The following is a 19,703-nucleotide window of genomic DNA, read 5'->3' on the forward strand; positions in this document are numbered from 1 at the left end:
ATGAGTACGCCAATAGGCTACTACGAGTCATGTTGGTATCCGTTACGGGTTATGGAGATGCGTTGAACTCAAAAAACACCATTCACATTAATGAGTTCATAGAACTATATTGCGTTATTGCAAGCCACAAGTATAATTTTAGGGTTGCTAATAACTATATTCTTGCATTGAAAAAATTCATTCTTTTCATGAAGAAAAATGAAGCATTTTCAGGGCAGCCTCTTAATAAACTAGAGTCAACGCTAGAAAGAACAATCACAGAGGATATATTTCAAAATTACAGAGCGCAGAGTCTCCCCTCCCATCAATTAGAACGCTTCAACTTTGACATTAAACTACCATCTAGCACGGATGGAAAAATTTATCCTGGGCTACCTACTCATCTAGAAACAATTCGCCCTCACCTCAATCATGATATATATGATCTAATTTCCTTATTCTTATACTCATGCAATTTACCACATCAACAAGTGCTATCAATAAACCTAGCCAGATATATAATCCCTTTAAAGAGCATATTCAACGAAAGGAATTTATCAGAACTAACGGAAACTCTTAGTTATATTATTGCGCACACTACGACTTACACAAAATCCTTACAGGTCTTTAATTTATTGCTTTTCACATATTCAAATTTATTTAAATATTTAGTTGACAGTAACTATTTTCAAGGGAATATTCTTTCCGCTATAACGCCAATTCTCAAAAAGAAGGATGAAGCTCAGTATGCCTTATGCAAAAGTAAAGTGTTACCGTCATCATTTTTAAGCCAAGCGACAAAAAAACAAGGCTCCGATGATGAGTTCAATGACATATTGTCTTCTACCTGCCCTCCTGACATTGCACAACGAGTCAAAGAACACGTAAATTCATTCAAGATTGTAAAACATCATAGAGAGCCTATTGGAGCATTTCTTAAACACATATCATCAATAAGTAGTAAGTGGTATCAACAACCCAACTTAATACAGGGTGAACTGTCTACCTTTAGGGGAGATTTGCTTAACCGCCTTCAAAGAAACACTGCGTATATGAAATTTCAACATGTTAAAAACTGTATCTCCGTCTTAATTAAACATGGTTTATTACCAAATAGCATTGATCTTCCAAACAACTTACGCAGGGATACTAATACAGAAAAAATAAGAGATGACAATCCAATAATTTCAAAAACCAACATATATGAAGAAGACTTATTGGAACATGTCATTGATTCAAAATCTTTTCTAGAACAGATAGAGAAAGAAATTAAAAACAATATTCAAGCGCTCTTATCATACGCAAAAAACATTGTTTATGAGTCATACAAAAAATTTTGTGACGCTCCAAGTTTAATCGCTATAAGCAACTATGGGAAAGAAACTCAAAGTAATACTCAATCTGCACGAGCTAAAAATAACTCATTCAGTCAACACAACGCTCTAAGGTTAGAAAACACTGTTGCATATTTCACTCAAAACTATCATAAGTTAATCCAAGGCACAAAAGGAAATGAAACAAACGAGGTTATTCTTCAAGAAGATGCGTTGCAATACCTAGGTCTAACTATCATTACAGCATCAGCTATGCAGATTATCATTACAGAAGAGCTGGGTATTAATCCTTACTCTCTCTACACCATGAAAGCATTTGCTACTAGTTATGGAGTAGAGTTTATGCAGGTAGATGATGACGGTAGTGTTAGAGTCAGGACAATAAAACCACGGGCTAGATATGCACGAACTAGAAAAGCAATTGGTGATTTAACTCCTATAGCTAAAGTTAAAGCTCAAGATATTGACGCATCCATTTGTCTTAAAATGGCTATGGAAATGACTGAAAATGCGCGTAATGTTGCGCTTGATCACAACCTGTGGCTATGCATGACAATTAGAGGAATATCAAAGTGTAGAGCTGATGATTTTCAACGTGGCTTCAAGCAGATTCGAAACCATGTTACAAGTGAAAGCAATATAGATGTAATTAATGATGCAACCTTAAAAAAAGTAAGAGTATCTAAAGGAATACTAATCTACCTACAGTCACATGGTGATGCACTGCGCACCGCGACATATTTTGGCAATACTGTTAAAACAACTTTAAATAGATACATACCAAAGTATCTAACAGAGTTAATTTACAGGGTGAAGATCCGTTCATTCCAAAGAATATTATTGTTTATGGCTATAGCTAATAATTCCCCCCCCTTCGAATCAGTCCACCTCAGCGAGAGTAAATTCAAGGCTCAGCTTGCAAGTGCATTTTCTAACCCTGAAATGGGCGGGGAATTGTTCAATAGCCTGACAGTAAAACCTAGTAATGATGAACGTGAACAATCAGTATATTTCTGTGTTTCAGAAAAAAATCTAAAGTTAGCGATTGTTTATGCTAAAGAAGGAGAGGATGAGCACCTAAAGAAATTATGCTCAGATGTTATAAATATGGTGTCCACCTCTAATACACCTTTAAAAATCATGTTGCGAAATGCTCATAAGTCAATAGAGCAAGAGAGTTCATAAATGAACAGAAAAATATCACCAATAAAAGAATTGGTAGACCCAGAAAAAATTCAAGCTATGGCTGCTGACTCAACATATCCTAGACCAAGATGGATGCTGAATGAATCAGCAAACGATCGCCAATGGTTGTTAGCCTCAAATGGTATTGAGCGTAGGTTTTATGATAACAATAACATTAGAAGTCATAGTTTAAATTTTGAAACCATGGAGACGGCACCAAATGAGCGCCTGGGAGATAAGGTAAATCAATCATTACTGACCGATATTCAACATAGTATTTTATACTTAGATATAAATGGTAAAATAACAAGTTCCAACACTGTTAAAACCATTGTTAAGACTGCTATACATCTCATATACCATACGAACGAACGGAGAATTATTGATGGTGAGCCTTTTATTCGCACCTTAGGTGAAATTAAATACGATGACCTAAAGGGTTTCTTATTAGCATATGGGGTTAATGCACAAGTTTTTGAAAAAACTATAGAAATAATTACTGAAAAATACAACAGTATCAAGGACATTGATTGGAACCACATAAAAGCATGTATTTTTCTCACTAAGCGAGAATTTCTCAGCCTTAAAGACAAAGTAAACAAATACTTAAATGAAGATGATAAATTTAGTGCAGAAAAAGAACCAGAGAATAGCTACAAGCGGAAATACAAGAATGCATGTGAAAAGCCATTAGAGTTAGACGAGATACTTCTGCCGACCGAAAGTATTATAAGTAATGCGATATCATCCATCGAGGCTTTATATAGTTCTAGAGCTGCACAGAAGTATCAATTTCAACATAGCCCTATGACTCTATTCAAGAGTGGAAGAGAGATATTTGATATACTAATCGCCAAGGAAAAAACTGCATTAATTCCTGTTCATGTTGCACTTCATACAATTTCATCTGCACTTGGATTTCTTAGGGAGTATGGTAAACCTCTGAACGTATTCATTGAAAACATTTACAAGACTGAAAGGGATATAATTAAAAATCTAAATGTTGCAAATACGACCGCATATGCTCGCTATAACTCTGAAATTAGAACACTTGCGTTTAATAACACACTGATGCCTGAAAAATTAAAAGATTTAAAAATCACATCATGGGAACGCACTAAAGATGAACTAAAAACAATATCCTTTGATAACGCCGATTATAGTATATCCTTAGGCTTAGCAGTAAGGCTATATATTGCTGCAATGTGGATTGCAATTTGTAGTTTTGTTGCTGCTCGTACAACCTCATTACGTACATTGAAAAGAAACTGTTTTGTTCAATCTCCTATAGATGAATTTTACGATATCATATTAAAAATCCCCAAAAGCTCTGAACGATATGAGCTAGAGGATGTGCACAGACCGATTCCAGACCTAATATATGATTACGGATTACAATTTTCTTCTTTAGCATGCTTGATTGAAGATCGACGAAGTTTGGTTGCCGATGAAAATGAACTCTATTTGTTTAGTAACTCAATCAGCTACAGAGCTATATCATCTGGTAGATTGGATGATGGTGCAGGTGATTATCTCAAAACACCTTTAGGTTTTGACTACATAAAATTCTGCTTAGATATGTTCCAGGATTGGTGTAACTCCCCACTTATCGATGGGAAAAGATGGTATTGTACAACTCATCAATTTAGACGCTTTTTTGCTGTCTTATATTTCAACTTTTCAGATGACCAAGGTCTTGAGGAACTGTCATGGTTTATGGGGCATTCAAACTTAGATCAAACATTCTATTATGCAGAAATATCTCCCAATGATGAGTGGATTGAAGAGGCTGAGAATACAATAGCAAGGATCGGTGCGACTCTAAACAAGATTATCCATGGCGATAACACTATTCAAGATATTGTTAATCGAGCCAGAAAGTCATCTACTATTTATACTGTACTAGAGGGCTTGGTTCATGACCTAATCACAGAACACAAAAATAGAACAGGTCAAGTAGTTCGCTTCTATAAAATTGATAACAATGAAGTTTTCTTTTATTTTAAAAATAATGATGGTGAAACGGATGGCTAAGTTTAAAAAGGGCGAGACATCACAAAGCGTCATCGACAAAAAGAATGTTATAACCCAGGCTATGCTGACTAAATCTATGCTATTAAGTCAGATAAATAATTATGACGACATTCCAAAATCATTAGAAATTAAAACAGAGACAATATCAGAGACATCTGTTCATCAGTGGGAGGATCCAGAACTTGGTATCATTAAGTATTCATGGAATACAGCTCATAAGGAGCATAACGCTAAAGAACTAGCGACATTAATTGACTCCATTGCCAAAGCAAATAAAAGGCTGCTCTCAAATAAGCCCACTCTCGGTAATGAGAATTTAAAATCAGGATTAACCTGGGAAGAGGTTAACCAGATTAAAGAAGAAAATGAAGAGTTACGTGTTGCCCTTGCTGAGGTGTACAGAGCATATATGCAACTTTTAGATGAGTGGAGAGAGGACAAGCAAATTGATGATGTCTATAGACGGTTGATTATCGAACAGGCAAATATCCTCGGGAAAAATAGAGCATGGGAGGTAAAATAATGTCAAAGGTAGTTATAGCTAAAAACACTAATCTCAGATTTCTCGCAACAAGCAGGAAAATTGGAGGTAGTCGTGAATTGCCACTCCCCATGATTCTGAAAAAAGGAGGATCGTTTGACTGGGCCGCAAATGCATATTTAACAGAGATAGGTGGCGGTGCGCGATCTTATAATGTCAAGTTATCAGCATCCACCGTTATCAAGAAGGCTTATAGTCTAAACCTCTTTTGTTCCTTTCTTGAAGAACTAGATATAGAGCTAAATAATATCAATGATAGCACTTTGTATAGTTTTATTTCCCATCTAAAGGAAAGAGATATAAATGATGACACGCTCTTATCCCATGGAAAAACAGCTTTAAACTATATAATATTCCTAACCAACCGGAATGCTGATTGGAATTTATCTACGAATCAAAAAGATCCTGAAAAGCAGTTTAAAGTTCATTACTCTATCAAAACGTACAAGAAAGGAACCTTCGAAACAAAGTATAACCACCATGACTCATTTAGTGGATTGATTCATATTTCATATGATATGGAATATGTACGAGACCATGAATTATTAATGTGGTATGAAGCCATTGAAACCTCAAACTACCATCCTCAATTATCCGAATTTCTTACTTCTAGATGGCAAGCCTTAACTACGGCATTAAATATCACAGGTTCTAGGATTAGTGAAGTTCATCAAATAAAGCGCTCCATGATAAAAGATGCTGCCAAGTCATTATTTACCCCCAATCAAAAAATAGTCATCAGAAACATTCCTGTCAGCAAGGGAAAATATAGCGGTAAATTTCGACAGGTGCAAACCACGAGTGAGGACTTACAAATTCTACTCTGGCACGTTCAGTTAATAGAGGCAACCTTCAAGTCTCTTGACCATGATGCTATTTTCGTTGACTCAAGGACAGGAAAAGCACTAACAGCTGCATACTTAAAAAATTATACGAAAAAAGTAATAAACACGAGTAAGTACAGACACCAGCTAAGCCATCTAACAAATCACTCCTTTCGTCACAGATTTATTACGCTGTTAATCGCAAGGGAAATAAAAAAGTTAACTGCATCGGGGAGTTTCTCCAACATTTTGAGCGTGGCTAGCACTGCGTGCAGAAAAGTTACGCTACATGCATCCAACCAAACGCTTTCTCACTATATCCACTTAGCTACAGAGTATAATAGAGAAGATAGTGGTGACACTCTCGGTTTAGAGAATGAGGCAACCCCATTGAGAATAAGAGTCCAAAAAATGCTAACAACTGTAAAACTGTTACGTCAGGAACAAATAGGTGATAAACAGGCTCTTGAAGAACTTGTTCACTCACTGGATAGTTTAAGCCCATTTTTTGAAAAAAATTAGCATATTGAAGCAAGCTTGCTTGTGCAACAAACAAGCCTCGCATTAAAGAAGCTTGCTTGTGCAAAAAAACAGGCAAGGGAGCTGAGCTGCTTTTAGCCAGCAGGGTTATCTAGACAGTTGAAATCAATTTAGATGTATGAGAGGTAACATTAGCGGGCCAACTCGGTGCTCCCCAAAGCCCTCATCACCTCCTCCACGGCAGCCAACCTGCCACGTAAGTCGCTATATTCCTGATATCTATCCCTGAGAGCATGCTCAATAGCCATATCCAGAGCAGGGTAGTCTGCTTGCAACTTATTGTATTCAGCAATTGCTGCCTGGCACTCCTGAATTTCGATGCGGTAGATATTTGCCTTCGTTTTTAACTCATCTAAGAGAGCATCGTTCGCCCCGCCTTTGTGTTCCCGAACCTTCTTAACCTTCTTAACCTCTAGGTCACTCGGTTCTTCTTGAAAGTTCACCTCATCAAACAGGGGGGTTTTAACGTAACTTGGATACAATCGCACATCATCAACATTTCTCCGTTCCAAGAAACCCGCGTCAACCAGCTTCATCAGATTACGATAAACGAGGCCGTATCGCCTCTTATGGGCCTGATTGTACTCTGAGTCACCAAAGACTGCGTTCAAGCACTCCGTTGTAGTGAAATCATCCATCTGCAATCGAATGAGTGCGGTGTAGAGCGCGGTTGGTAACCACACAGTCTGGGAGCTCATAAGTAATACTCAGCCTCGAACGAAAACATTTAGTGGAAATCTAAACTTGATTGCGGATTATAATCCGTGGTCGTTAGCCAGACAACCAGAGATAGTGCTCGCCAGTGAGAGGCGAGACATGCAAGAGCTAGCAAAAAAATTTGGTGATGCTGTACGTGATAGACGGCTTCAATTGGGCGTGTCGCAAGATGCACTCGCATATGCGGCCGAAATTGATAGAAGCTACGTAGGACGAATTGAGCGTGGTGAGGTCAATGTCACCCTGGAAAAGGCTTATCGTCTTGCCAGGGTAATGGGGTGTGACATTCGCGACTTGCTGCCATAGATATATTTGCCAAATAATTTTCTCTTCACCCAGATAAAACTAAATTTCCCTATAATTATTCACAGTGATGGCAATTAGCATCATTGCCATCCTTAGCATTTGTCTATTAGCTATTAATCCCCCGCGTCCATCGATAGAAAGCGTCACAAACTGCCGTTTTCAGAAAATGCCTACATGGTCTCGATTGGCGCATTGATGATAAAGTGATCCTCTTACTACTCTTCATCGAGCCCTCTATACATGCAGAAACCAGACCTCAGAGACATCAGCCAACTCACCAAGGACGAGTTCAAGCGCATTCTAGGCCCTGTGGCAGGAAGCCTTGATGATGGTTCAAAGGTCGTATTGGGGATGCAATCTGATGTGTTTGCTTGCTGTACTATTCAGGGAGACCAAATCTCGGTGAGGGGGACGCCCAGGTTTGAGCAGGCCATCAAGTCGGCATATGCCCAGGCCAAGCCAACAATGTGGTTTGGTTCGGCAGAGAAAGAGCGCCCTAAGGCAGAAACCATTCCTCCTGCTCTCAAGCCAAAAACCGATACAACGTCAGCCACAACCTATCGTGTGCCTGTGCTCATCTACAAGTCGAAGCGCGAGCCAGGTAAGAACGTTGATGGCAGCCCCGCCGAAGATATGACCTATGGCACGATGACGGCAGAGCAGGTCAAGGCTATCCCCATGTTTGTAGGGAAGATGGGAGATGACGGCTTTATTGGTGATCTCGAAAAGACTGACCCCAAGGTGTTCTTTAGTAGCTTCCGCAACATGGCTACATTGTTTGCAACTGGCGACTTGAAGATGAACATTCTGGCAATGATCGCCAAGTTCGAGAAATCCGAGGGGGGTGAATATCGGAACCAAGCGTTGACGAGAGCAGCGCGAGCTCACCCGACCACGATCAAGTTCTCAGATACCCTTATCAAGGAAGTGAAGGCAAAGCTGGCCGAAGTTGATGGTGATGTGAATAAGCTTGTTCTGAGTGACTTGATGCAGCAATACAGCAAGACCTCCGGCTTTCGGTTACCCATCTTCAACTCTGCGGTAGATAAGGTGCAGGGCCTCACAATTGCGGTGAACGATGTCTGGGCAGGCAAGGCGGAAATCACGACATATGAAAAGTTTGGCGATTTCTACAAGGGCACGATCAAAGTAACGCTATATGACCACTTCGGTCTCGATTATCCTGACATTGGCCCTGACCCCACGACCGGAAGGGTAAAGTTCTACGGCCTGGCGTCCGGTTTCAGAAGCTGGTTTGTTCTTCAACACTACAAGCGCTTTGCCTACAAACCATTTTTGACCGTCATTGAACTCAGCTATCCATTCCAAGGGGAACTAAAGTGAGCGCAGCAGTGAAGACAGAGAGAACATGGGTATTCGTGTTGTTCATGCTCTATCACCTCTTGAATGCATCGATCCTGTTCATTCAGCCTGTCTATGACTGGTTTAACGATGAATACTCACTGACTGGCCTATATGTACTGCTCATGCCCTATCTCTGGGGCCTGATAACGATACTGGGGGCGATTTTATTCTTGTCAGACCGCTCTTGGAAATACCTGGCAGGCAATCTACTCGGTGGTTCAATTCTTCTCTTTTGGTGGCTTAGACTGGCATCCCAATATTAGTGAGTATCATCAAGCACATGAATGAGCAGACCAGACGGCCTTTTCTTGGGCGTGGCTTCATGCAGCGTAAGCAGCAAGCTCACAAGATCTATTCGAAACGACAATGAGTTCCCACCTTGTCTATCTACTGGTTGCTGTAGCGCCACACAGCAACAATACTTCCAGTTTTTCATTAGCTCCGGTCTGAGATTTTCAGCCTGTATCTCCATCCTCATTACCAGCTCTGCTGGTCTGCTGCATGTGTTATATTCGGCTCAAACATTGAGCTGAATGATGGGCTGGGTCGGCTCATTATTGAGACCCTAGCACGTTGGATGAGGAAATAATGGAACCATTTTGGATTTGGCAACAAGCAGATTGGCCCCATTTTCGTTGGCAGGATAGCGAGATATTGCCCAGATTACGGCAGGTGCAACGCAGGTTGGGAATTCTAATAGGTAGTCATTCCAGATTGGGGAACTCCGACCAAACGTTGGATACGTTACTGGCTAACATCATCTCCTCATCCGCTATTGAGGGTGAGCGTCTCAATGCCCAATCCGTGCGCTCTTCCCTGGCTAGGCGGTTAGGGTGTTCACAAACTCAGTCATATCCAGTATCAGAGCGCTCAGAGGGGCTCGCGGCCATGATGCTGGATGCCATCGACAATCATGGACAGCCGTTGACGATTGAGCGGCTTTACCAATGGCATCGTTGGCTGTTCCCCGCCAACGAATGGTCGGTGCAGCCAATGAACGTAGGGCAGTTGCGAGGAGATGAGCCGATGCAGGTTGTCTCTGGGCGTGTTGATCGCCCTACCGTGCATTTTGAGGCTCCACCCAGAGCCGCTCTGGACGATCAACTGGCCGAGTTCATCCCCTGGTTTAACCAGACTCAGCATGACCCCACGATGGATCCCCTTCTTCGTGCAGCAATCATCCATTTCTGGTTCGTGACCCTGCATCCCGTTGATGATGGTAATGGGCGGCTCACGCGGGCACTGACCGATCTCGCGCTGTCACAGGCTGACAGCCACAGCATCCGGCTGTATGCCATGTCAGTTGCCATTCTAGAACGGCGGGCAGACTACTATCGGACACTGGGGTCAGCACAGAAGGGCACGCTGGATATCACATCCTGGCTTTGTTGGTTTCTCGACACACTGGATTACTCCATAGAGCTGGCATTACAGGTTATTGATCGTTCTCTCGCCAAGACATTTTTCTGGTTGCGGCACTGTAATGACGATCTGAGTCCAGAGCAAACCAAAGTGCTGAATCGTTTACTGGATGGCGGCGAACAGGGTTTTGAAAATGGCATCAATGCAAGCCAGTATCAAAAAGTGGCCGGAGTAAGCAAAGCGACCGCTACACGCCATCTTGCGCAACTGGTGGATAGGGGGTGCATTGAGAAATTACCTGGTGGCGGACGCAATACACGCTATCAGATCCGTTGGGGCGATATTGGCTCCACTGTGGGAGTCTGAAAAGACTCTATCTGTTAACTTGTTCGGACCCCTGGAAGAGTTGATTTCATCTGGTGAATTAAAGCTTCGATTTACGAACTGATGAAGTTCATAAATTAAATTTTTACGCCATGATGAGTGCCGTCAGGCATATGGACAAATAAATTCAAACGACCATCACAGCTTTCAACTAACTGCTTAATAGCTAATAAACCATTTACTATATCGGTGTCTATTTCAAAAACAGCATCCATGTCCAGATGAGAAAGCAGTCTACAAAGCTGAATTTTAATTAATTGCTCATCTGCCATTTTTCGAGCTTTGTGGACAACAGTCGATGACTCAGACTTTAAAATTTCTTCTAACGTTCTACTCATTTCTTAATGTTCCCTTTCGATTTACTCTGCATAAAGCTTAACATTCAAAAAAGTAATGTATCATTTCTAAATGAACGTCCACGGCATCTAAGCTCCAGCATCCAACAAATCTCTATACACCATCCGTATGGTCTCTACAGAGTGTAGGATTGGTCTTCTAAAAATGCGATGCAACACAAGTTTTACCACATTATTGATACAAATCATATGGTTGTCTGTGTGAACTCTTGCATATGTATGTTAATGATGAGAGTCTGACTATAAGCTCGCTGTGATTACCTCTGGAGCAAATTTATTTTAACAGCAGTAACTTTAGTTTATGGAAAAGGCATTTAACATGGATAACAATTTTATTTTTTATAAAACCAATGTTCACAATAAAAATTTAATTCTATTTGTCCATGGCTTTACAGGCGATGTAAATAACACATGGCAGAATAAAAACGGTTTTTTATTTCCACAAATGTTATTAGAAAACCCGTATGTTGGGCAACATTTTGATGTGGCTTCATATAGCTATTTCAGTACTTTGTTGGATTTATTTGCTAAAACAACTGAAAAATTTCGATGGTTTAAATCAATTTTAAACAACACAACACACCGAAAAGAAAAAAACTTAGATATAGACGAACTAGCTAAAACGCTAAGCAGCCATTTAAGGATTACGTTATCTCAATATGAGAACATATATGTTATAGCTCATAGCATGGGAGGATTAATCACAAAGTCTCTTATTTCTAATGAGATAAGAGAAGTAGGTCACACTAAAATAAAGTTATTTATTTCTTTAGCGGTGCCACATCAAGGTGCAGAGCTGTCTGTTTTTGGTGGTTTAATTAGTAGTAACTTACAAATAGACAATCTTAATCCAGTGAATTCGTTTATCAACACTCTCAATCAGAGATGGGTTGATCTAGAATATAAGCCAGCGACGAAGTACTTCTATGGTAGTTATGATTCTATCGTGACAAAATACAGTGCAGTAGCAATAGATAAAATTGAAAAAGACATAATACCTGTCACTGAGGATCATAACTCCATTTCAAAACCCGAGACAACTTCTTCCATCGTGTATCTCGCTGTTGTGCAGTTTATTGAAGAGGCACATAGATATATGACTCTAGAAGAAGTTGGATATCAAAAACCATTATTTACTGAAGACTTTAATGATGAAATGTTTGTCATTAAATTAATTATTGCCAATATCGCGAATGCAACAAAAGATCATGCGATAGAACTATTTTTCAATGCCGAGTATGCCACTAGATTGTTTAAGTCATCACACGATAGAAAACAATTTGAAAAGTTGTATGACAATATTCGTCAGTTATATAAAGATAGTTATGATAGATACCTAGCAGATCCTGCCATAAATCCAGGTATTTTATTATCACAAGTTCACACAAAGATAACAGAGCAAGATTCAGCTTTACTTAAAAGTATGATTCCAACTCTACAGTCATATCATAAAAAAGGTATGCTTCATCAACTTGCAAATAGGCCAGACTCTGATATTTGGTGGTCACAAGAACGAGACCTAAATAAAAAGGAGTCAGCATAATGTCTCTTCTATTCATGAACGCTGATGATGATGCCTATGTTAACATAGGCATTATGATAATAATCATTGGTACTCTCTCTAAGACAAGCAGGAACACTCTCAAACTTAATAATGAAAAGCTTCATGCTTTTTATTTTCTTGTAAAAAACCCCGTTGTATTGAACTTATTTTTAAATAAAACAGGTAAAGGCAATATTAGATTGTCAGAAATTGACTCTTTTTCTATTTCATCTATATCACCAAACTTAGAACCATTGTTTGATCGCTCATTACTAAAATCGCTTTTAGCCGTCTTGATTTCCAAGAAACTTATTGATGTCACATATAAAGAAAGCAAAGGATTTTTTTATACTTTGACGACCAAAGGAATAAATGTTTTCGATGAATTGAAAGAAGAGCATTTCATTGAAATTAAACTATTCTGTGAGAAACTTACTCGCGTTATAAGCATCAGTGATACAGAATTCAACTCTGCTCTACAAAGCATTTTAAAACGGGACTATTTATAATGGCTAGCAGCATACTCATAAATCAATTAGTTGTCATCGGTGTGCAAAAAAATTACTCTGTAAATTTTCACGAAGGAGTAAATATTATATATGGTGACTCAGCGACGGGTAAATCAAGCATACTAAACTTAATAGACTATCTTTTGGGAGCGAAGACTTTCTCTTTATATCCTGAGATTGAATCATCAGGTCGCTATTGCCTACTCGATGTAACTTTAAACTCGCAAAGATATACTATAAAAAGAGATCTTTTTGATGCATTAATACCAATAGAGGTCTATCCATGCGCCGTTGATCTGATTGAGCAATATGCTGCGAGAAAATATAACCCAAGTTTTAGTTCAAGCAGTCAGTATAATGATATGGAATTCTATTCTGAGTTTCTTTTCACTGCTCTTGGCTACAACAATGTAAAAATAAAGGAATCTCCAACAAAAGATGATTCGAAGTTAGCACGCCTTAGCTTTCGTGATTTATTCAAGTTCTGTTATGTAGATCAAGATGACTTAGGAAGTAAAATATTTTTACAACCTGAAAACTATGCACTCCAAACTAAAAATGCCGAGGTGTTCAAATATATATTTAATGCTCTGGATAGCCAGATTTCAGATGTTCAGCAAAATATTTCGACTCGAACACTACGGAGAAATGAATTAGATAGGAAGTTTAAATCGGTCTCAGAGTTCTTGCGAGAATCTGATTTTGGGAGCATGTCAACTCTGGACTCTCTGGTTGATAATGTAGATCAAAAAATTCTAGAAATTGAGAGGCAGATCCTTAATCTCAATACTAGATTAACATCTGACAATGATCTCTATCGAGCACTTCATTCAACTATAACTCAGATCACATTGGATAAAAGATCTCTCATACAAAGGCAACAAGAGAACCAAACTAAAGTGGAGCGGTTCACTAGACTTAAAAATGACTATCTAATTGATATTGCAAAGTTCAGGGCATCTGTATCTGCAAGAAAATCGATTGGTGATATACCAGAAGGAATCACCTTATGCCCGATATGTGATAATAATCTTAACGTTGGTTTTGCAGCACAACGCTTTGATATGGTTTCTATAGATAAAATAAATTATGAAATAAATGCACTTAACCGCCGAGTTAAAAACTCTGAATTAATAATAGGTGAAGCCAAACGCCAATGGGAAATGGATCAAGCTAAGCTTAAAGATTTATCAGAGGCTGAAATCGAAGCTAGGGTGCTACTTGATAAGCAGACAATAGAACTATCAACACCATATCTAGCCGAGAGAGATACTTTTGTATCCAAGCTAGGAGAGCTCAAACAGCACAGGAAAGAGCTTGTTAACCGATTAAAAATTAGAAATCAACATAATTTACTGACAACCACGATAGAATCACTAGAGTTAAGTTTAAAGGAGCTAAATGATAAGCTAGATATTTTGAAGGCCTCAGCCCCATCAATGGAGGATGTCTTTTCCACCTTGTCAGATCACTTAAAAGAATATTTGCTCTATGTGAAAATTAAAAACCCGACAGGTATTGGTTATACCAAAGGAAAGTATTTACCGAAAGTTCGTAATATCGAGTATTCGAACATAACCTCGGGTGGCCTACGTACTATAGTTGGTATTGGTTATTTATGTTCACTGATGAAAGAAGCGCTTAACTCAGATATGAGTTACCCTTCATTTTTAATGATCGACACCGTTGGTAAATATTTAGGAAAAACTCAGAAAGGAAAATCAAACATAGATGGCACGTCAGAAGAGGATGATGTTAGAGAGGCTGTATCAGATCCTGAAAAATATAAAAATATCTATGAGTATATTATAAATCTATCGAATGATTATTTTCTGAAGGATCGAGTATGTCAATTCATACTTGTAGATAATGATGTTCCTGATCATATCTTAGATAAAATATCGAATTTTGTTGTTGCACATTTCAGCTCAGAAAGAGCAGATGGACTGCCTGTTGGCTTTATTGATGATGCAGTGAATTAACCTTCTTACTTGTAAAGCACACTATTAGGATAACATAATCACTTCTACATTGAGCCCATGCCACATAGGCATGGGCTCTCTGCACTAGATCAAAAACTCTTCCAATGCTCGACCACTCGCAACAGCTTCTGCGATGGCCTTGGGCATACGACCTTGGCCAGTCCAGGTTTTCTCCTGACCGTCCTCGTTATACTTGTATTTGGCAGGACGAGGAGCGCGTTTGGCTTTGTTGGCTGAACCATCAGCTTTCGCTGGAGCCGCAGTGCCAACCAGCTCGCTCGGATCGATGCCTGCTTCTTTCAACATCTCGGTGAACTCAGCCAATTTTTGCAGGCGCTCGGCAGATTCCTCTCTCAATTTGGTTTCTTGCTGCTCACGCTCAGCAAAAACCTCATCCAATTTTTCTTTAACTTCGACCAGTTGCTCAAATGACAACTCACGCAATGCAGCTCGCAGACTACGGATATTCAACAAAGTTTTCAAAAAATCGTTCATTTTTATCCTCATGTATCACACTTTTATATCAATGAAATTATCTCTCAACCCCAGCATTAGCACCACTGTTTTTGGCACCAAGACGATTGTAGAAGTAGCATTATTCAAAAAGACGTGAGCGAAATCGCGTTCGGAGCTGTTTAGTGGCCTAGCTCCAACCTGCAATGAAACTATGTAACCAAAAATTAAATCTAGGTGGTAGTGAGCGTTGAGACCACCTCACCAGATGAGCCGATGAACGATCTTGATCGGCTCACGAAATGAGCCGATTGGAGAATATCATTGGCTCACAGAATGAGTCGATGATAGGAAATAGTTCTCTCCACACAACCTCGAATATAGGGGCATACTATTCAGATTATCTCCCTATTAGAATAATCACGCCCAAATGTATTTGGGTCTGCGGCCTCATAGTCATCGTCAAACATATGATCCCCGCGATGCATCTCCCTCACTGTTGCGAGTGTACCGAAAAAGCACATTTCACACAGATGCACCTTATAACGTTCACCATCGTGACGGGAACCATAGCCAAAATCCGCCGATAACGAGCCGTATTGGTTGGTTCCAACAGTTGTTTTTGTACTACGACCACAGACATCACAGAGGACATCGACAACTTGCTCTGTTGGCACAATTTCTTTTACGAGCATGCTAAGCTCCTTATTTAAGGCTTTATGAAAACTATAATATCTTCTGCTTTTGATGTGGGAGTAACCTGGGCTGGCTATTTATCACTGGCATAACCAGCATTGAACTCTCATTTGTTATTTTTGGATGTCTTTGCACTCAAATTTTGGAGGTGTTTTCCAACCTGTAACGCGCCCGCTGCGTTTGTTGACCCTTCGGTATTCATTACCCAACAGGATTTCCCATTCAGAGCCGTTCTCCGATAGAACCTGAAAAGTAGTCCCCAGCTCAATGCCTAAACCTGGTTCAGTACAGACCAACTCGGTCATCAGTCCTCCTCAATGCAGGGGCATTCTGTGTTAATGTTCCACTCAACATGGCAGTTTGGGGTAGGATAGCTCATGAGAGGTCGTGTTTGTACAATGAGGAATGCTACATGATGCCCTATACAACCTATCATCCTAGTAGTGACGCAGCTACTCCGAACCAGCTCCTAGAAGGTCTTGGTATTCCTCGTGACCCACTAGGAGCACATCAATGGATCGTGGCTGGCGTAGCACCGGACATACTCTATCGGCTCGCTGAATTGATGAAGACTGATGTGGGGATGGTTTGCCAGTGGGCTGGTATTAGCCGGAGTACACTGGCCCGCAAGCTGCGGATTACAGCCCCCCTATCAATATCGCAGGGTGCCAGGGTATACGGAGTTGCACAGGCTCTCGATGTGGTTCTCGCCTTTCACAGGAACGATACCGTCAAGACACTGTCTTGGTTAAACCGCACAGCCTGGGGGCTAGGTGGTGTAGCCCCAGCTAAGTTGTTGGCTACACCAATGGGGGTTCAGGCTGTTATCGATCTGGTGGGACGGATTCAGCATGGGGTTTGCATATAAGCAATAAGCCGGGGACTGTGAGGATAAAACCAGCTCAGTTGGTTAAACTTCCATCTAACAGAATGATTTTCAGAATTTTTCCACACCCCCCACTTGAAAAATTCGGGAAACTGTCCATTTACTAATTATGAGAGCTTGAATCAAATTTGAGCGGCTCACTATTATTCCGCTGCTACGCAGCGAAGATAAACCAGTTTTATACACCCACTGCCATTATCTCATCAATAACTCCGCTTATTGCCAAATCAAAACACTCCTATTGTAAACTATAACAAAAACAGCCCCATACAGTATCTGGTTGTATTATTGCCGAAGGCAAGGAATAGTAAAATGAAACTACTTTCACTTGTGCATACATCAATCATACGGGATTCACGCTATATGGTGTAATCAATAGTGGTTATTGATTTACACTCGTAAATTAGTTTCTTAATATCGTGTTTAGCTTTGTAAATCTGAATATCCTCTCCATCTATAAGCTCTTTTGCTCAAATACCTTTTGCGCACGAAAGTAGCCTAAACAAGACACCGGTTTGAGACCAGTGTCAGGTGATAACTAGACTAGACCTGTACAAAAAAAATTGGAATCCATCGAATTCGTTAATAATATTTTCAGAATTTTTTTTAGATCTGTTCCATTCTGACAACAGCAACGTTAGCTATTCCAAATCCTTTTAGAGTGTCACCGTGTTTCTTCTCATCATCAGGATCATAAAAAGTCACAACCCATTTAGCATCAGGTCTGACTGATTGAACCAACTTCTTGAAGTAGGGTAAATCTACGTCAGCTAATGAGTGACCGAGAACATATACCTCATCAATGTTGCCAAGCTTTGCAAAGAAGTCTTCATTATTTTTTATGACTTGAACTGTGCTCTTGAAAGTGGCGGAGAAATACTGATTAATAGCATTTTTACCAAGCTCGAATGAATAGTCATATTGATCAGATTGATAATCCATCCAACGCTCTAAGTCTTCATCACTCAATCCTGATGGTGGTTCAGCAGGTTTCTCTTTGAAATTATCAGGGTCAACACCATGACCGAGAATTAACTCATCAACATGTGTATTGGCTTTTCCGTGAATAAATAATGTGTTCTCATCGGGAACTGCGTAGTATTGAGAAAGTGTATCTGTGTAGTTGAATGTGAGGTAGAGAGCGTCCCTATCAATATTTACTGAACGGCCATGATCAAACATAGGAAACTGCACAGCCAAAATGAACTCTTTGAATGCTTTATACAGTTCAGTGGTCAGAAGACCAAGTATTCTCTCCATTTCAATTAAAAGCGTGTATCTGTCTCGGTCTCTAAAGTCATCTGAGGAATAGTTTGGCATTGCATCCATGTTTGCTTCCAAAACAGAGTCTTTATCAAGCAGTGACATACTTGTTTCAAATTCAGACCATAAAGGGTCTGATATTGTTGCTGGACAATCTGGGTCTAAATCAGCAAACCCGTAATAGTCGAGCAATAGTTCATAAGTTTCCCTATAGTTCTTTTTGAGATAAAGTCCAAAAGATGTATACCTAGTGTCAAGGCCATGATGAACATCAAATCCATTACCTATTACATACAGCTTCATGTTATTCACCATTAATATCTAGTTCTTTGAAGCTAATGACTTCTGAGTCACCATCAGTCAGTTCAAAATATGTGTCTTGGAAGTAAAGCTCTTCAATGTGTGCGTTAGCTTTCAACCCATCTGGATAGGCAAGTGTTAGGTGAGCAGTATATGTTTCTTTGTGTTTTACGATTGACTCATTACTCAAGATGAATACATATTGCTTGTCTTCAGGATCCCAAGGTGAACGGTCATAATCTGAAAATTGGTACTCTGCCGTAACAACCACCTCAAACTCTACTTCGTATTCAGCGCCCTCGGCATCGACATTCTGCAAGCTTTTCTTTTCAATACTCAGTGAGTTGATTTCTATAGAATTGATAATATCATCGAAAGGGTCTGCATGTTCATAGTTGAACTCGCCATCTTTTATAGCTTGCAGGGCATCCACTTTGATTTGTTCTAGGAGTTGTTCGAAAACTTCATCAGCAAATTCGGCTGGCTCTTTGTACGCTTTGTCGCTTCGCACAATTAAGTCAATTAGGTCATCTACTTTTTCAAGATGAATGAAGTTATCCTCTTTCTCACAGAAGGATTTCATATCGCCGTCGTCACTAACGATATAGACGGCATTCCCTCTAGCCAAGCTCACCTGTTTAATAGCCTCTAGCGCAAATGCATCAGGAAACTCGTGTTTTTTTGACTCTTTGCCAAAAGGTGGGAGGTTGTTGAAGTAAGCATCAAATACAAGTTGAGGGTTAACAATGCTTACATTTATTGTTTCAACGTAGCCACTTTCGACAAAATCATCAAATTTCTTACTGACAACAGTATAAATATCCTCACCTTTAACCTTGGTAAAGATTCCATGACAGTCAAGGTCGGGAGTGTTTCTTAGGAACATCCCATCTCTTTGCATCTTACTTATCATAGAAGCTGCTTCTTCAGATTTTCGTTTAAGATGAGAGTCGATCTCTTTTCTTGTCACATCAGTAATGAGCAAGTGAATTTTCTCATCCTCAATTAGTTCTTGAAGACGACCAAGTGCATATTGTCCAAATTGATAGTTTTTCTTTTCAAAAGCACTTGTATCTATAAAAACTAGCCTTGTCTTTAATTCCATAGTAAATACCTTGAATACATGCGGTAAATTGCCAAAAAA

18 protein-coding genes and 1 pseudogene are annotated in these 19,703 nt (G+C 39.7%); 12 read left to right on the forward strand and 7 right to left on the reverse strand.

The window, feature by feature from the left end:
* The first annotated feature begins 29 nt into the window (after positions 1-29).
* The 4 genes from AB5Y86_RS13565 to AB5Y86_RS13580 are packed head-to-tail and all read left to right on the forward strand — an operon-like array spanning position 30 to position 6,419.
* A complete protein-coding gene (locus AB5Y86_RS13565) occupies positions 30-2,498 on the forward strand; it encodes a hypothetical protein (protein ID WP_368193055.1) in 2,469 nt (822 codons plus the stop codon).
* Positions 2,499-4,532: a hypothetical protein gene (locus AB5Y86_RS13570; protein ID WP_368193056.1), complete on the forward strand. Its 2,034-nt coding sequence runs from the start codon at positions 2,499-2,501 to the stop codon at positions 4,530-4,532.
* The gene (locus tag AB5Y86_RS13575) at positions 4,525-5,055 is read left to right on the forward strand and encodes a hypothetical protein (protein WP_323941365.1); all 531 of its coding nucleotides are present in this window, start codon (positions 4,525-4,527) and stop codon (positions 5,053-5,055) included. The genes AB5Y86_RS13570 and AB5Y86_RS13575 overlap by 8 nt, the downstream gene beginning before the upstream one ends.
* Complete coding sequence (locus AB5Y86_RS13580; RefSeq protein ID WP_323941363.1) at positions 5,055-6,419, forward strand: tyrosine-type recombinase/integrase; 1,365 nt, start codon at positions 5,055-5,057, stop codon at positions 6,417-6,419. The genes AB5Y86_RS13575 and AB5Y86_RS13580 overlap by 1 nt, the downstream gene beginning before the upstream one ends.
* Positions 6,420-6,568: 149 nt before the next feature.
* Here AB5Y86_RS13580 and AB5Y86_RS13585 read toward each other — a convergent pair whose 3' ends face one another.
* Complete coding sequence (locus AB5Y86_RS13585) at positions 6,569-6,973, reverse strand: hypothetical protein (RefSeq protein WP_323941362.1); 405 nt, start codon at positions 6,971-6,973, stop codon at positions 6,569-6,571.
* A gap of 280 nt (positions 6,974-7,253) precedes the next feature.
* Between AB5Y86_RS13585 and AB5Y86_RS13590 the strand changes: the two genes are divergently transcribed.
* The 4 genes and pseudogenes from AB5Y86_RS13590 to AB5Y86_RS13605 all read left to right on the forward strand — a co-directional run bounded on the left by AB5Y86_RS13590 (position 7,254) and on the right by AB5Y86_RS13605 (position 10,553).
* On the forward strand, positions 7,254-7,460 hold the full coding sequence (locus AB5Y86_RS13590; protein ID WP_005895552.1) for a helix-turn-helix domain-containing protein: 207 nt from the start codon (positions 7,254-7,256) through the stop codon (positions 7,458-7,460).
* Positions 7,461-7,700: 240 nt separating this feature from the next.
* The gene (locus AB5Y86_RS13595) at positions 7,701-8,804 is read left to right on the forward strand and encodes a DUF3289 family protein (RefSeq protein ID WP_368193057.1); all 1,104 of its coding nucleotides are present in this window, start codon (positions 7,701-7,703) and stop codon (positions 8,802-8,804) included.
* A 609-nt stretch (positions 8,805-9,413) separates the two neighbouring features.
* Positions 9,414-9,647: pseudogene (locus AB5Y86_RS13600) on the forward strand (DUF4172 domain-containing protein); the annotation flags it as partial.
* A gap of 66 nt (positions 9,648-9,713) precedes the next feature.
* Positions 9,714-10,553 carry a Fic family protein gene (locus AB5Y86_RS13605; protein ID WP_368193113.1) on the forward strand — a complete coding sequence of 280 codons (840 nt, stop codon included), beginning with the start codon at positions 9,714-9,716 and terminating at the stop codon, positions 10,551-10,553.
* A gap of 95 nt (positions 10,554-10,648) precedes the next feature.
* On the opposite strand, the gene AB5Y86_RS13610 is transcribed toward AB5Y86_RS13605, so the two are convergent.
* Positions 10,649-10,909, reverse strand: coding sequence for a hypothetical protein (locus AB5Y86_RS13610; RefSeq protein WP_150389438.1), 261 nt, complete (start codon positions 10,907-10,909; stop codon positions 10,649-10,651).
* A gap of 337 nt (positions 10,910-11,246) precedes the next feature.
* On the opposite strand from AB5Y86_RS13610, the gene AB5Y86_RS13615 reads away from it, so the two are divergent.
* Genes AB5Y86_RS13615 through AB5Y86_RS13625 form a run of 3 tightly spaced genes read left to right on the forward strand, consistent with a single transcriptional unit; the run spans position 11,247 to position 14,961 of the window.
* The gene (locus tag AB5Y86_RS13615) at positions 11,247-12,470 is read left to right on the forward strand and encodes an ABC-three component system protein (RefSeq protein WP_190973262.1); all 1,224 of its coding nucleotides are present in this window, start codon (positions 11,247-11,249) and stop codon (positions 12,468-12,470) included.
* The gene (locus AB5Y86_RS13620; RefSeq protein ID WP_150389436.1) at positions 12,470-12,979 is read left to right on the forward strand and encodes an ABC-three component system middle component 4; all 510 of its coding nucleotides are present in this window, start codon (positions 12,470-12,472) and stop codon (positions 12,977-12,979) included. Before AB5Y86_RS13615 ends, AB5Y86_RS13620 begins: the two co-directional genes overlap by 1 nt.
* Complete coding sequence (locus tag AB5Y86_RS13625; RefSeq protein WP_150389435.1) at positions 12,979-14,961, forward strand: exonuclease SbcC; 1,983 nt, start codon at positions 12,979-12,981, stop codon at positions 14,959-14,961. Before AB5Y86_RS13620 ends, AB5Y86_RS13625 begins: the two co-directional genes overlap by 1 nt.
* Before the next feature lie 84 nt (positions 14,962-15,045).
* Here the strand turns inward: AB5Y86_RS13625 and AB5Y86_RS13630 are convergent, their stop codons facing one another.
* The 3 genes from AB5Y86_RS13630 to AB5Y86_RS13640 form a co-directional block, all read right to left on the reverse strand.
* Positions 15,046-15,456 (reverse strand): H-NS family nucleoid-associated regulatory protein, encoded by a 411-nt coding sequence (locus AB5Y86_RS13630; RefSeq protein ID WP_241278963.1) that lies wholly within the window; start codon positions 15,454-15,456, stop codon positions 15,046-15,048.
* A 353-nt stretch (positions 15,457-15,809) separates the two neighbouring features.
* The gene (locus AB5Y86_RS13635; protein WP_323941357.1) at positions 15,810-16,109 is read right to left on the reverse strand and encodes a hypothetical protein; all 300 of its coding nucleotides are present in this window, start codon (positions 16,107-16,109) and stop codon (positions 15,810-15,812) included.
* A gap of 114 nt (positions 16,110-16,223) precedes the next feature.
* On the reverse strand, positions 16,224-16,415 hold the full coding sequence (locus tag AB5Y86_RS13640; protein ID WP_033113929.1) for a hypothetical protein: 192 nt from the start codon (positions 16,413-16,415) through the stop codon (positions 16,224-16,226).
* 110 nt (positions 16,416-16,525) lie between these two features.
* Between AB5Y86_RS13640 and AB5Y86_RS13645 the strand changes: the two genes are divergently transcribed.
* Complete coding sequence (locus AB5Y86_RS13645; RefSeq protein WP_368193114.1) at positions 16,526-16,978, forward strand: antitoxin Xre/MbcA/ParS toxin-binding domain-containing protein; 453 nt, start codon at positions 16,526-16,528, stop codon at positions 16,976-16,978.
* 624 nt (positions 16,979-17,602) lie between these two features.
* On the opposite strand, the gene AB5Y86_RS13650 is transcribed toward AB5Y86_RS13645, so the two are convergent.
* Both AB5Y86_RS13650 and AB5Y86_RS13655 read right to left on the reverse strand, forming a co-directional pair.
* On the reverse strand, positions 17,603-18,562 hold the full coding sequence (locus tag AB5Y86_RS13650; RefSeq protein WP_368193058.1) for a bacteriophage abortive infection AbiH family protein: 960 nt from the start codon (positions 18,560-18,562) through the stop codon (positions 17,603-17,605).
* Between the two features lies 1 nt (position 18,563).
* Positions 18,564-19,664, reverse strand: coding sequence for a PIN domain-containing protein (locus tag AB5Y86_RS13655; RefSeq protein WP_323941353.1), 1,101 nt, complete (start codon positions 19,662-19,664; stop codon positions 18,564-18,566).
* Positions 19,665-19,703: the final 39 nt, after the last annotated feature.

The organism is Aeromonas sp. s8 (assembly GCF_040907785.1).
In the GTDB taxonomy this organism is placed as follows: Bacteria; Pseudomonadota; Gammaproteobacteria; order Enterobacterales; family Aeromonadaceae; genus Aeromonas; species Aeromonas veronii.